General features: G+C 64.1%; 13 protein-coding genes and 1 pseudogene. 8 read left to right on the top strand and 6 right to left on the bottom strand.

Annotated features, from left to right (window positions below):
* Both WBG82_RS15770 and argS read right to left on the bottom strand, forming a co-directional pair.
* Positions 1 to 440, bottom strand: a pseudogene (locus WBG82_RS15770) (hypothetical protein); the annotation flags it as partial.
* A complete protein-coding gene (argS, locus tag WBG82_RS15765; RefSeq protein WP_424425857.1) occupies positions 440 to 2,185 on the bottom strand; it encodes an arginine--tRNA ligase in 1,746 nt (581 codons plus the stop codon). The gene argS and the pseudogene WBG82_RS15770, both read right to left, overlap by 1 nt.
* A 142-nt stretch (positions 2,186 to 2,327) precedes the next feature.
* On the opposite strand from argS, the gene WBG82_RS15760 reads away from it, so the two are divergent.
* From WBG82_RS15760 to WBG82_RS15750, 3 genes are all read left to right on the top strand, one after another.
* Positions 2,328 to 2,729, top strand: coding sequence for a DUF2946 family protein (locus WBG82_RS15760; protein WP_424425855.1), 402 nt, complete (start codon positions 2,328 to 2,330; stop codon positions 2,727 to 2,729).
* A gap of 83 nt (positions 2,730 to 2,812) precedes the next feature.
* A complete protein-coding gene (locus WBG82_RS15755) occupies positions 2,813 to 4,939 on the top strand; it encodes a TonB-dependent receptor family protein (protein ID WP_424425853.1) in 2,127 nt (708 codons plus the stop codon).
* 11 nt (positions 4,940 to 4,950) lie between these two features.
* A complete protein-coding gene (locus WBG82_RS15750) occupies positions 4,951 to 5,487 on the top strand; it encodes a YcnI family protein (RefSeq protein ID WP_424425851.1) in 537 nt (178 codons plus the stop codon).
* A 55-nt stretch (positions 5,488 to 5,542) separates the two neighbouring features.
* Here the strand turns inward: WBG82_RS15750 and WBG82_RS15745 are convergent, their stop codons facing one another.
* On the bottom strand, positions 5,543 to 6,733 hold the full coding sequence (locus tag WBG82_RS15745) for a deoxyguanosinetriphosphate triphosphohydrolase (protein ID WP_424425849.1): 1,191 nt from the start codon (positions 6,731 to 6,733) through the stop codon (positions 5,543 to 5,545).
* Positions 6,734 to 6,879: 146 nt separating this feature from the next.
* On the opposite strand from WBG82_RS15745, the gene erpA reads away from it, so the two are divergent.
* Positions 6,880 to 7,242 (top strand): iron-sulfur cluster insertion protein ErpA, encoded by a 363-nt coding sequence (erpA, locus tag WBG82_RS15740; protein WP_324297424.1) that lies wholly within the window; start codon positions 6,880 to 6,882, stop codon positions 7,240 to 7,242.
* 45 nt (positions 7,243 to 7,287) lie between these two features.
* On the opposite strand, the gene WBG82_RS15735 is transcribed toward erpA, so the two are convergent.
* Positions 7,288 to 7,680: a hypothetical protein gene (locus WBG82_RS15735; protein WP_424425847.1), complete on the bottom strand. Its 393-nt coding sequence runs from the start codon at positions 7,678 to 7,680 to the stop codon at positions 7,288 to 7,290.
* A gap of 158 nt (positions 7,681 to 7,838) precedes the next feature.
* Between WBG82_RS15735 and xth the strand changes: the two genes are divergently transcribed.
* Positions 7,839 to 8,624: an exodeoxyribonuclease III gene (gene xth / locus WBG82_RS15730; RefSeq protein ID WP_424425845.1), complete on the top strand. Its 786-nt coding sequence runs from the start codon at positions 7,839 to 7,841 to the stop codon at positions 8,622 to 8,624.
* Between the two features lie 15 nt (positions 8,625 to 8,639).
* The gene (locus tag WBG82_RS15725) at positions 8,640 to 9,053 is read left to right on the top strand and encodes a GFA family protein (protein ID WP_424425843.1); all 414 of its coding nucleotides are present in this window, start codon (positions 8,640 to 8,642) and stop codon (positions 9,051 to 9,053) included.
* A gap of 7 nt (positions 9,054 to 9,060) precedes the next feature.
* Here the strand turns inward: WBG82_RS15725 and WBG82_RS15720 are convergent, their stop codons facing one another.
* A complete protein-coding gene (locus tag WBG82_RS15720; RefSeq protein WP_424425858.1) occupies positions 9,061 to 10,581 on the bottom strand; it encodes a M81 family metallopeptidase in 1,521 nt (506 codons plus the stop codon).
* Positions 10,582 to 10,655: 74 nt separating this feature from the next.
* On the opposite strand from WBG82_RS15720, the gene WBG82_RS15715 reads away from it, so the two are divergent.
* Positions 10,656 to 11,039: an EthD domain-containing protein gene (locus WBG82_RS15715; RefSeq protein WP_424425841.1), complete on the top strand. Its 384-nt coding sequence runs from the start codon at positions 10,656 to 10,658 to the stop codon at positions 11,037 to 11,039.
* A gap of 18 nt (positions 11,040 to 11,057) precedes the next feature.
* Here WBG82_RS15715 and WBG82_RS15710 read toward each other — a convergent pair whose 3' ends face one another.
* Positions 11,058 to 11,804 (bottom strand): tetratricopeptide repeat protein, encoded by a 747-nt coding sequence (locus WBG82_RS15710; protein WP_424425839.1) that lies wholly within the window; start codon positions 11,802 to 11,804, stop codon positions 11,058 to 11,060.
* Between the two features lie 166 nt (positions 11,805 to 11,970).
* Between WBG82_RS15710 and WBG82_RS15705 the strand changes: the two genes are divergently transcribed.
* Positions 11,971 to 13,056: a Zn-dependent alcohol dehydrogenase gene (locus WBG82_RS15705; RefSeq protein ID WP_424425837.1), complete on the top strand. Its 1,086-nt coding sequence runs from the start codon at positions 11,971 to 11,973 to the stop codon at positions 13,054 to 13,056.
* Positions 13,057 to 13,304 lie beyond the last annotated feature (248 nt).

The raw sequence follows: 13,304 nt of genomic DNA, 5'->3' as shown, positions 1-13,304 counted from the left end.
GCTTCCGGCTGCGCGGGCGCCGCCTCGGCGCCGGGAACTGGGGCCGGAGCCTCCGCCACCTTCGGCTGGACGGCGATGGGCTCTTCCGCGCTTGGCAGCAGATGCTCGGCATCCGATGCGCCGCCCGCATCCGCGCCCGAAATGCGGTCGTAAACGGTCTTGTCCTGATGCGGGAACTTCATGCCGCCCGGGTTGGCCGGCGCGACCTTGATCGGGCTGTCGTCGGCGCGGATGACGGGCGGATTGCCCTGCGCGCCCTGCTTCAGCCCCTGCTTGTAGGCCAAGAACACCACACCGGCGAAGACCACCAGCAGCGCAATGATGGCGAGAATGACGATCGGGCGCCTGCGCCCGTCATCGTCGTCATCCGTCGCGTCATAGGTGTAATAGTCGTCTTCCTCGTCGGGCTCGTAGCCGTATCCGCGGTCACTATCCGACATCAGCGCATCTCCTCCGCCGGCTCCACACCCAGAATCCCGAGACCCGCGGCAATGACATTGGCCACCGCACGAATCAGGGCGAGCCGTGCAAGGGTAACATTCCTGTCCTCGGCGACGATAAAGCGCAATGCCGGGTCCTCCTTGCCCTTGTTCCAGAGGGCATGGAAGGCGGATGCGAGATCGTAGAGATAGAAGGCGATGCGATGGGGCTCATGCGCCTGCGCCGCCTGCTCGACCTGCCGGGGGAAGGCTCCCATGAGCTTGATGAGGCCGAGCTCCGCCTCATCGGTCAGCGGCGCGAGATCGGCCGCGGCCAGCGCCGCATCGGAATGCTCGATGCCCGCTTCCTTCGCGTTTCTCAGCACCGAATGGACGCGCGCATGCGCGTACTGCACATAGAAGACCGGGTTGTCGCGCGACTGCTCCATCACCTTCGCGAAATCGAAGTCGAGCGGCGCGTCGTTCTTGCGCGTCAGCATCATGAAGCGCACGACATCCTTGCCCACCTCGTCCACCACATCGCGCAGCGTGACGAAATCGCCCGCGCGCTTGGACATGCGCACCGGCTCGCCATTGCGGAAAAGCCGCACGAGCTGGCAGACCTTGACGTCGATCTGCGCCTGTCCGTCCGTCACCGCCGCGACGGCCGCCTTCACGCGCTTGATATAGCCCGCATGGTCGGCGCCCCAGACGTCGATCAGCGTTCCATGGCCGCGCTTGAACTTGTCGAAGTGATAGGCGATGTCCGGCGCGAAATAGGTCCACGAGCCATCGGACTTGCGAAGCGCCCGGTCCTGATCGTCGCCGAAGGCGGTAGAGCGGAAGAGCGTCTGCGGGCGCGGCTCCCAATCGTCGGGAAGCTCGCCCTTGGGGGGTTCCAGAACGCCCGTATAGATGAGGCCCTTTTCCTCGAGCAGCTTCAGCGTCGCCTCGACCGCGCCGGACTTGTGCAACTCGCGCTCGGAAAAGAAGACCTCGTGATTGATGCCGAGCACCGCGAGATCGCCGCGGATGAGTTCCATCATCGCGTCGATGGCCGCATCGCGCACGACGGGAAGCCACTCGGCCTCCTCCATGCCCGCGAGGGCGTCGCCATGCTCCGCCGCCAGCGCCTGCCCCACGGGTTTCAGATAGTCGCCGGGATAAAGCCCCTCGGGAATCGAGATCGTTTCCCCCAGCGCCTCGCGATAGCGCAGATAGGCGCTGCGGGCGAGTACCTCGATCTGGCCGCCCGCATCGTTGATGTAGTACTCGCGGCAGACTGTGTGCCCGATCTTTTCGAGCAGATTGGCCAGCGCATCGCCGAAGACCGCGCCGCGCACATGGCCGACATGCATCGGGCCGGTCGGATTCGCCGAAACATATTCGACATTGACGGCGCGGCCCTTGCCCGCGTCGCTCGCGCCATAGGTGGCGCCGCTGCGAAGGACGACCGGGATCGCGGCCCGCCACACATCGTCCTTGAGCCTGAGATTGATGAAGCCGGGCCCGGCGATCGAAACCCCGGTCACGCTTTCATCGCCCGCGAGGATCGCCGAGAGCTTCTCCGCGAGGGCACGGGGCTGCATGCCTGCCGGCTTCGCCAGCACCATCGCGGCATTGGTCGAAAGATCGCCATGGCTCGGGTCGCGCGGCGGCTCCACAGCGATGCGGCTCAGATCGAGCCCCTGCGGGAGCACGCCCTCCGCAACGAGGGCCTGAAGCCCCGCCTCGACCCGTTCCTCGAAATGCCTGAAAATATTCATGAGTCTTGCCGCCTGGCCCCGTTTTGGGCGCGCACTCTAACGGCTGGAAAGGGGCCTTTCCAGCTGCATTGCTCTCTGTGCGCAAACCCTTAGCGACAAAATGCGCCTTCCGCCACAGGCCTGAACGTGATTGTCTGCCACCATGCAAAGCGCAGGGGCATATCTCGATAGCAATTTCCTTCAGTCCGTCCGGAGCCGGGCGCTGGGGGTCTTCGCCCTTGTCGCCATCCTTCTGCATGTCGCGGTCCCGACCGCCTACAGCCTCTCCGGCCCCGCGACGCAAGACCTCCTCAAGACCGTCATCTGTACGGACGGCGTAGCCAAGGAAGTCTATATCGACAAGGACGGCAATCTCGTCCACCCCTCCACGGTCGATCACGACGCCTGCAAGTTCTCCTGCCTTCATCACTGCGCGGCGCTGACCGTCGCGGCCTTCGCCATCGCGAAGCCCGACTGGGCCGTCGTCCTGAGCCTTCTGACGGGCGCCTCGCCCGCCGATGCGCCGAATTACGGCGCCTCTCATCCCCGCGCCCCTCCGGCCTGATCGCAAGCTACAACGCCACAATCCGAGCCAACAAGCGGCCGGGCGGCTGATGCCGGCCGCGAGCACTTGCGATTCGAAACATCATGAAAAACAGAACGACCACGTCGCGCGGGCTGGCTGCGACTGCTGCCCTGGTTATATCCGCTTCTTCCGCCCTGGCCGATGGTTCGGCCCCCTCCTCCGCAAAACCCCTCCCCTCTGCCTCCGACGGCAACTACGCGCTCGTCGACGAGATGATCGTGACGGCGCCTCGCAGCGGAACCCTCACCGTCCCCGATGTCGACACTGTAAAGCGCGAACTGGCGCGCGTGCCGGGCGCGGTGGCGGTCATTCCGGCCGATAGCTACCGGGACAAATACGCCACGAACCTCGAAGACACCTTCGCCTTCACGCCGGGCGTCTTCGCCAGCAAGCGCTACGGGCAGGAAACGAGACTGTCGATTCGCGGCGCGGGGCTCAGTCGCGGCTACCATCTGCGCAGCATCGAGTTGCTGCTGAACGGCATCCCCCTCAACCTCGCGGATGGCAGCGGCGACTTTCAGGAGGTCGAGCCGCTCACCGTCCAGCACATGGAGGTCTATCGAGGAGGCGACGGCCTGCAATATGGCGCGGCGGCACTTGGCGGCGCCATCAACATCGTCTCGCCGACAGCTTCGACGGCGTCGGCCGAAAATCTGCTGCGCGTCGATGGCGGCAGCTTCGGCACGCTGCGCGCCCATGGCGAGGTTGCGCGCATCCTTGGTGACACCGACTTCTTCGCCACGGTGACGGGCCTCACCTCGGAGGGCTGGCGCGACCACAGCCGCGAGAAGACCGCGCGCTTCGCGGGCAATCTCGGCCAGCGCATCAACCTCGGCGCCGAAACGCGCTTCTATCTGAACTACAACGCCGTCGATCAGGAACTTCCGGGCACGCTGTCGCTCACCACGGCGCAAAACAATCCCACATCGGCATCGGCGACGGCCCGCGGCGGCAACCAGCAGCGCAACACGCGGACACTCCGCTTCGCCAACAAGACAACCTTCGCCCTCGATGGCGGCGGCAAGCTCGATGTCGGCGCCTATGCGGGCTATTACAGCCTCTTCCACCCGATCTTTCAGGTGATCGATCAGGGCGCGACCAATCTCGGCGCCTTCACGCGCTACACGGGCGAAGGAACCCTGTTTGGCCACCGCAATATCCTCACGCTCGGCGCACGCTACGGACGCACCTCCGTCACCGCGAAGCAGTTCGTGAACAATGCGGGCTCGCGCGGCGCGCTGACACAGGACGGGACGCAGATCTCGACCACGGCAATTCTCTACGCCGAAAACGCCTTCTACGCCCTGCCCACGGTCGCTCTCGTCACCGGCATTCAGGGCATCAACGCGACGCGCGACTATCGCAACAACCTCAACCCGGCGAAGAACGACGACGCCGACTTCACCTCGGCAAGTCCGAAGCTCGGCCTTCTCTGGGACGCGACATCCGGGGCGCAGATCTTCGCCAATGTGACGCGGAGCTACGAGCCGCCGATCATGAGCGACCTCAGCCAGACGAATCTCGCCGGCATCCAGTTCGTGCCGATGGATCCGCAACGCGCGCTCACCTATGAGGCGGGCACACGCGGCTCGGAAGGCGCGGCGGCCTGGGACATCACCGTCTATCGCGCCGAGGTCCGCGACGAGCTTGTGAACTTCACCACCAATCCGGCCATTCCGGCCGCGACCTTCAATGCGCGCAGGACGCTCCATCAGGGCATCGAGGCAAGCCTCGCGCTCGATATCGGCCGCGTCGGCATGCCGGGCGCGCTGCCCGAGGGCGACCGCCTCGTTTTCGAGCAGGTCTATACGCTCAGCGACTTCTCGTTCGAGAACGATGCGACCTATGGCGACAACAAGCTCGCCGGTGCGCCGCCGCATGTCTATACAGCCGCGCTCCGCTACAGCTCGGGCCGAGGTTGGGACATCGCGCCGAAAATCAACTGGGTGCCCAATGGCGGATATGTCGACTATGCCAACACGCTCCGCGTGCCGGGCTATGTCACCTTCGGCCTCGAAGGCGGAATGGACGTAACCGAGGGCCTGCGCGTCTTCCTCGATGCGCGCAATCTCACGGATCGCCGCTACATCGCCAACTACACCACCGTCACCGCCTACGCCCCCGCCCAGGAGAATTTCTATCCGGGCGAAGGGCGCAGCGTCTTCGTCGGCATCACAGCATCGTTCTGAGGAGAATTATCATGAAGCGTATCTTGCTTGCCGGTATCGCGTTCCTTGCCCTCTCCGTGCCCGCATCGGCCCATGTCAGCCTTGAAACCGGCATGGCGAGCTGGGGCAGCTATTACAAGGCCGTCTTCCGCGTGCCGCATGGCTGCGACGGAAGCGCGACGACGCGCGTCTCGGTCGAAATTCCCGAAGGCGTCATCAGCGTGAAACCGATGCCGAAGCCCGGCTGGAAGGTGAAGACGGTCACCGGCAAATATGCCGCGACCTATGAGAGCCACGGAAAGCCCGTGAGCGAAGGCGTGAAGCGCGTCGAATGGTCGGGCGGCAAACTCCCCGACGATCAGTTCGACGAGTTCGCCTTCCTCGCCAAACTGCCGGAAGACAAGGAGATCATGCGCATCTATTTCCCCGTCACCCAGACCTGCGAAAAGGGCTCGGTGTCGTGGAACGAATTGCCGAAGCCCGGCACCGACGCGCACGAGCTCAAATATCCCGCGCCGGCGCTCGACCTGATGGCGCCGCATGAGGGCATGGATCACTCGCATCACTGAGTGACAGAAGGCGGAATCTCTCAGGGGGCGCGATCTCTCGCGGTCGCGCCCCGCTTCAGGATCTGGGATCGTCGAGATCGAAGAGCTTCCTGTGCTCTTCGATCGCGAACTTGTCCGTCATTCCGGCGATGAAGTCGCAAACGCGCCGCGCGGTCTTGAAGCCTTCCGGCCCGTCGCAACCCTGTTGCCATTCCGGCGACAGGAGTTCCGGCTCGCGATGCAGAAGCTCGAACAGATCGCGTACGATGCGCTTCGCCTTGCTCATGGAGCGGTTGACGCGATAGTGGCGATACATGCGCGTGAAGAGAAATTCCTTCAGCACGGCATTGTGATCGTTCATCTCGCGTGAGAAGGCGACGAGCGGCCGGCCCAGCGCGCGCACATCCGCCGCCGTTTCAGGCCGCTCCGCATCGATCCTCCGCCTCGTTTCGGCGATCACATCCCCGATCATGCTGCCGATGAGGCGGCGGATCGCCTCATGGATGATGCGCGCCGTTTCGACGCCCGGATATTTGTCGATCACGCCGCGAAAAATATCGCCGACATGCGGCAGCGCCATCAGATCGTCGATGGTGAAAAGACCGGCCCTCAGCCCGTCGTCGATGTCGTGGTTGTTGTAGGCGATGTCGTCCGAGAGCGCCGCGACCTGCGCCTCGGGCCCTGCAAAGGTCGAAAGCTCGAGGTCCTGCACCTCGGCATATTCGGCGAGCGCGCGCGGGAGGTCGTCCATCGTCCTCCCTCCGGCGAGAAGCGGCCCGTTATGCTTGACGAGGCCCTCCAGCGTTTCCCAGGTGAGGTTGAGCCCGTCAAAGGCGATGTAGCGATGCTCGAGCTTGGTGACGATGCGGAGCGTCTGCGCGTTGTGATCGAAGCCGCCATAGGGCGCCATGCAATCGTCGAGCGCGGTTTCGCCGGCATGGCCGAAAGGCGTGTGGCCGAGATCATGCGCGAGCGCCAGCGTCTCGGCGAGGTCCTCGTCGAGCCCCAGCACACGGGCGATCGAGCGCGCGATCTGCGCCACCTCCAGCGAATGGCTGAGCCGCGTCCGGTAATTGTCGCCCTCGTGATAGACGAAGACCTGCGTCTTGTATTTGAGCCGCCGGAAGGCGCCCGAATGGATGATCCTGTCCCGGTCGCGCTGGAAGTCGGTTCGCGTCGCGCTTTCCTCCTCCTTGTGGAGGCGCCCCCTGCTCGTTTCGGCTCGGGTCGCATAAGGGGCTGTGGCGGCGGGGTTGGGGAGCGGCAAGGGCGTGTCCTTCGCAAGCAGGTCGGGGAAACAGGCGGGGGTTTGAAAACTTCCGTCTGGAGGACTACATCTGGGTTAAGCTATATTTATTATCGTTCCAAGGTAAAAGCCCGCGCCCTGGAGGCAGCGGGCGGATGTGAGGTTATATGAGCGATGCTCTGACGGAAATCCGGCCGGGAACAGGCAAGCCCATCACGCTGAGCGAACGCGCCGCGCTGCGCGTCAACGAGATCGTCGCCAGCGAAGGCGCCGGCGTCATGCTGCGCGTTTCCGTCTCGGGCGGCGGCTGCTCCGGCTTCCAGTATGGCTTCTCGCTCGACGACACGCGCGCGCCGGACGACGTGGTGCTCGAACGCGCGGGCGCGACCGTCCTCGTCGATTCGGTTTCGGCCATGTATCTCGAAGGCGCGGAAATCGACTTCGTGGACGACCTGATCGGCGCTTCGTTCAAGATCCACAATCCGAACGCCGTCGCCTCCTGCGGCTGCGGCACGTCATTTTCGGTCTGAGCGGATTTTCGGTCTGACGCCGCCCGGACGCCCGCGGATGCAAGCCTAGCCCGCCCCCATGGCGACCTGCCGCAGCAGAGGCTCGATCGGAGCGTAGGTGTAAAAGATATAGCCTCCGATCGAGGCGATCGGCGAGACGACCAGCATCAGCATCGAGGCCCAGCCGGGAATCACGACGCCCAGGATCGAAGCGAAGAGACAGATCGACGGCAGCCACACGCCGAACGCCGCGATCACCCAGTAGATTTCCGTGCTTTGATGGAAGATCGCCGGCGGCAGCGCCTGAACGGCGAGCATCCCCTGCACCAGCGTCATGAAGGCTGCCAGCACGCCAATAATGCTGAGCAGGCACCGCTCCGTCATGTTCGCCGGTTTGCGGTAACTGCGGCTTCGCATCTGCGGCTTCGCGGGCATGGGCACCACGCTTCGCATCACCATCTATGTCCCCCTCCCCAAAGGCGACAGACGATCTTCGGACTATGCTCGGATGAAGCTGGCACGGCGTCAATTCCCTTTTCGTGCAGGGGGTTAACGGTGCAGGTACCTAAGGATATTTCACTGGTCAAGCGGCGGGCCATGCGCAAGATTGCGGTGCCATGATCAAAATCGCTTCGTTCAACGTCAACTCGCTCAAGGCCCGCCTCGGCAATCTCAAGGATTGGCTGAAGGAGGCGAACCCCGACATCGTCTGCCTGCAGGAAACGAAATGCACAGACGATACGTTCCCGCGGATGGAGATCGAGGATCTCGGTTACAACCTCGCGATCCACGGCCAGAAAACCTATAACGGCGTCGCCATCCTCTCGAAGTTCCGGCTCGAGGATGTGTCGATGGGGCTTCCCGAAGGCGACGGCGACGACCATGCCCGCTATATCGAGGCGGTCGTTCCGGTGAACGGAACCGCGCTGCGTGTCGCCTCGATCTATCTGCCGAACGGCAATCCCATCGGCACGGAAAAATTCACCTACAAGCTTTCATGGATGGACCGGCTGCACCGCCATGCCGAGCGGCTTCTGAAATACGAAGAGCCACTCGTGCTCGCGGGCGACTACAACGTCATTCCGACAACGGACGATGTCTACGATCCGAAGGCATGGGAAGGCGACGCGCTCTTCCAGCCGGAATCGCGCGCGAAGCTGCGCGAGCTTCTCAATCTCGGCTTCACGGATGCCTTCCGCGCCTGCCACGCCGAGCCTCATCGCTACACCTTCTGGGACTATCAGGCAGGCCGCTGGCAGAAGGGCCAGGGCATCCGCATCGACCACCTTCTTCTCTCGCCGCAAGCCGCCGACCGGCTGGCCGCCTGCGACATCGACCAGGATGTGCGCGGCCGCGAGAAACCATCCGATCACGTTCCTATCTGGGCCGAATTCGACATCTGACCAAGGGAGGCGCCCATGCCGGGATTTCCGCTTGAAGGTGGCTGTCTTTGCGGCGCGGTGCGATACCGGATGAATGGCGAATATGAAGGCTGCGCGCATTGCCATTGCCGCATGTGCCAGAAGGCATCGGGCGCGCCCGTCGTGACCTGGTTCACGGTGAAGGAAGACGATTTCGACATCGTCAGGGGCACGCTCAAATTCCGCCAGTCCTCGGAACATGCCGAGCGCGGCTTCTGCCCCGATTGCGGCACGCAGATCCTTTTCCGCTATCTCAAGGATCGAGGCCGCAGCGCCGACATTGCCGCCGCGACGCTCGACGATCCCGACGCGGTGGAGCCCTCCTTCCAGATCCATGTGGGATCGCGCATCGGCTGGATGCACGGTTTCGACCCCGCGCTCCCTGTGCGGAAAGGCGCGCTCGAGCGCTGATGCGCCCTCAGCCCGCGAAGGGCTCGCCGAGCGGCATCACCCGCACGCCAGGCCGCAAATGCCTGTAGCGGAGCTTCGACAGATCGGCCGTATTAGGGCCGGGGCTCTCGACCACCAGAACCTCGCGGGCGAGCGGGCCGAAATCCGCGCGGAAATGCACCGAGCTTTTGACGACGAGGATCGCCAGCCCGGCCGGATCGATGCCGATATGCTTGAGCATTTCCTGATCCGCGCATTGGGCCTTGCGCGAGGCGACCACCACTTCCACCCCGCCCTTGCGGAGCCGTGCCGTGGTGCCGAGCGACATCCGCGAGCCGCCATAAAAGGGCCCCGTCGCCAGGAACTCGCCATCGCTCACCCGGACGACCTCGAATTCATCGTCGATGGGCGTTTCATCCGCGCCGCCCGTCTTCGCGCCGAGGCTGAGCTTCACGCGCGCGCCTGCGCCAGCGGCGGCAGCGGCCTGAGCCGCCTCCGGATCGAAGAGCACGCCGAGCGCCGCGCGCTCCGCCTTCTGTGCGATGAGTTCGCGCAATATGCCGACCGTGTCGCCATTTCCGCCCGCGCCGGGATTGTCCTGCGTATCGGCGAGCACGATGGGCCCTGCGCCCGCTTGCGCCTTTGAGTGCTCAATGGCGTAGGCGACCGCGTCCCGCGCGGACCAGAGCTTCTCGCGAAACCGGCCCTCGCATGCCGCGATCTCGCCTGCGATCCGCTCCGCCGCGGCGATGGCCGCAGCTTCCGTATCGGCATAGGCGATCACGGCCGGGCTGCAATCCTTGATATCGGCAGGCGGAAATCCGCCGGCGAACGAAACGCTGCTGACGCGCCCATTGCCGAGCACTGCCCCCTCAAGCTCCGCGACCTGCCGATAGATATGCGCCGACGGCTCGACCAGCGTGCATTGCGCCGTGAGCGGAATGAGAAAGTCGATCTTCCTCATGGCCTTCGCCTGGCGCGGAAGCCCGGCGAAAATCGCCTCGAGATGAGCCGCCGCCCGTGCTCCCGTTTCGGCCATGTCGACATGCGGATATGTTCGGTAGGCGATCAGCGCATCGGAATGATCGAGCATCGCCTGCGTGACATTGGCGTGGAGATCGAGACTGACGATGAGGGGAATTTCTTTCCCGACAGCCGCGCGGACGCGCTTGAGAAGCTCGCCCTCCCCGTCTTCCAGATGCTCCGTCACCATGGCGCCGTGAAGATCGAGATAGACGGCGTCGATTTCGCCCGCATAGCCGAGATCGTCGAGCAGCATTTCGACGATGCGCTCATAGGCTTCCTCGGTGACATGGGCAGACGGCGTCGCCGAACACCAGACGAGGGGTTTAAGCGCATGCCCTCTGGCACTTGCCGCCGCGATGAAACCCGCGATCGGAATGTTCATTCCGTCGAAAGCGGTGAGCAACGCCTTGCCGCGCTTAAGGCCGGGCCAGGAATCCGCCTGCTCGAACGCGGCGTAAGGCGCCTTCGACGGCGCAAAAGTGTTCGTCTCGTGCTGAAATCCGCCGACCGCGATACGCATGATCCTTGACCAACCCTTCTGCTGCGCCATGCTCTCCAAAGGCAATTCAGAATAACAAACAAAAGAGGGGCGCCCCAATGATCAAGATTACCTACTGCCTGACGAGAAAGCCCGGCATGAGCCGCGTCGAGTTTCAGGATTATTGGCTCAACAAGCACGGGCCGCTCGTTGCACGGCACCGCAAGGCGCTCCGTATCCAGCGCTATGTCCAGCTTCATACCGGCGATTTCGCCGCGACCGATCCGATCCGCGCGAGCCGCGCCGGAAGCCTCGAAGAGGCGCCTGCCATTTATGACGGCGTCGCGCAGCTCTGGTGGGCGAACCTCGACGATCTCGCGGCCACGGGAACAGAGCCCGAGGCGATCGCGGCCGGACGCGAGCTTCTGGAAGACGAAGCCAAATTCATCGACTTCTCAAGGTCGCCGCTCTGGTTCGGCGAGGAGAAGACGATCTTCGGCTGAGCGGACGGGCGCCTTGCGTCAGGAATGTTTCGCGAGCCAGTCGTCGGCGACCTGCTTTGCCTGCTCACGCTCGCTTTCCTGCACGCGCCGCGAATATTTATCCATCGCGGCGCTGACGCGCTTCGCCTCGTCGCCTTGCGCGAAGCGCGATGCGAGATCGAGGAACGACCAACCGACGACGCGGTCCTGATTGACGCCGTCGCCATCGAAATGGATGCGCGCCAGTTCGAGAAGGCTCGGCACATGATGCTTGGCGCCCGCGAGAATGAGCCAGCGCAGGCTCTCCGAGCGCTGCATCGGTACGCCGAGCCCGCGGCGATACATGTCGGCGAGGTAGAATTGCGCCTCGGGAAGCGCGGCGAGCGCCGCCTTCTCGAACATCTCGAAGGCCTTGGGATAGCTCCGCTTGATGCCGAGTTCCTTGTTGCCATCGCGATAGACGAGGCCGACCTTCACCGCCGCTTCCGCATGCCCGGCGCGGGCCGCCAGCAAGTAATAATGGAAGGCGGTCGCCTCCGAGCGCGGCACGCCGCGCCCTTGCTCGTAAAGCTGGCCGGCCAGATATGCGGCGATCGGATGACCGCCTTCGGCGGCCCTCCCCCAATCGCCTGCCGCCCTCTGAAGATCGCCGACCCTGTAGGCGGCAATTCCGGCATTGAACATGGCCTCAGCGGCAGCCGACGGAGCGGCATCGGCGGGTCCGGCAAGCGCGAGCGCAAGTCCGAGCGAGACGGCGAGAGCGGCGAAACGGCGACGAAGCGGCATGGGAAATCTCCGGGCAGCGGTCCGCTCATTCTCGCAGAAAGCGCCGGAATGCAAAGGCCCCATGCCGCGAGCCTTCGCCATTGACCGTGCCGGGACGGCAGGTCAACATCGGCCACAAACCGGCAACCACACAATCCATAACGATCCGGTCAGGAGGTATCTATCCATGAAGGCTGCGGTTCTACGCGAAACAAAGAAACCCCTCGTCATCGAAGACGTCCAGATCAACAAGCCTGGCCCCCGCGAGGTGCTGATCCGCACCGTGGCTGCAGGCGTCTGCCACTCGGACCTTCATTTCGTCGAAGGCTCCTACCCCTATCCGCTGCCCGCCGTGCTCGGGCATGAAAGCGCGGGCATCGTCGAGCAGGTTGGCTCCGAAGTCCACACGGTGAAGCCCGGCGACCACGTCATCACCTGCCTTTCGGCTTACTGCGGCCATTGCGAGCACTGCCTCACCGGCCATCTCTCGCGCTGCGTGAGCCCCGAGACGAAGCGCGAAGCGGGCGACGAGCCGCGGCTCTCGAAGGACGCTGGTCCCATGAACCAGTTCCTCAACCTCTCCTCCTTCGCCGAATACATGCTCATCCATGAGCATGCCTGCGTGTCGATCCGCAAGGACATGCCGCTCGACCGCGCCGCGCTCATCGGCTGCTCGGTCATGACCGGCGTCGGCGCCGTCATTCACACATCGAGCGTCAAGGCGGGCGAGACGGTCGCCGTCATCGGCTGCGGCGGCGTCGGCCTCGCCGCGATCAACGGCGCGGCCATTGCGGGCGCGGGCCGCATCATCGCCATCGACATGCAGGGCTCGAAGCTCAATCTCGCCAAGCAGTTCGGCGCCACCGACGTCGTCAATGCCAAGGACGGCGACCCGGTGCAGCAGGTCATGGAGCTGACCAAGGGCGGCGTCCACCACTCCTTCGAGGCGATCGGACTCAAGCAGACGGCGGAACAATCCTTCCGGATGCTCGCGCGCGGCGGCACGGCCAATATCATCGGCATGATCCCGGTCGGCGTGAATATCGAGCTTCATGGCGCCGATTTCCTCGGCGAAAAGAAGATCCAGGGCTCGCTCATGGGCTCGAACCGCTTCCCCGTCGACATGCCGCGCCTCGTGGACTTCTACTTGGCCGGCAAGCTCAAGCTCGACGAGATGATCTCGCGCCGTCTCAAGCTCGATCAGATCAACGATGCATTCGATGAGTTGAAGCGCGGCGAACTCGCCCGCTCGGTCATCGTCTTCGACGCCTGAGGCGCAGCGCCGCTCACGAAACGAGATGGCCCGGCAATGCCGGGCCATTTTCGTTTTCAAGGCAACACATTGTCACCCCGGCTCCGTGCCGGGGTCCAGAGCGTCGGCTTCGCGGCACACGGATTGGATGCCGGGTCAAGCAACCGTGGACGTTATTGAGCGAAAGCGGGGTCTGAGCGAGCGATGGCATTAAGGATGGTGATGAGCTTTCGCACGGTGGCGATCATGGCGAGCTTGAAGGGTTTTCC

Source organism: Parvibaculum sp., assembly GCF_049671045.1.
Classification (GTDB): domain Bacteria; phylum Pseudomonadota; class Alphaproteobacteria; order Parvibaculales; family Parvibaculaceae; genus Parvibaculum.
Note: the sequence above shows the minus strand (reverse complement) of the source record. Positions and strands in the feature narration are given on the sequence as shown.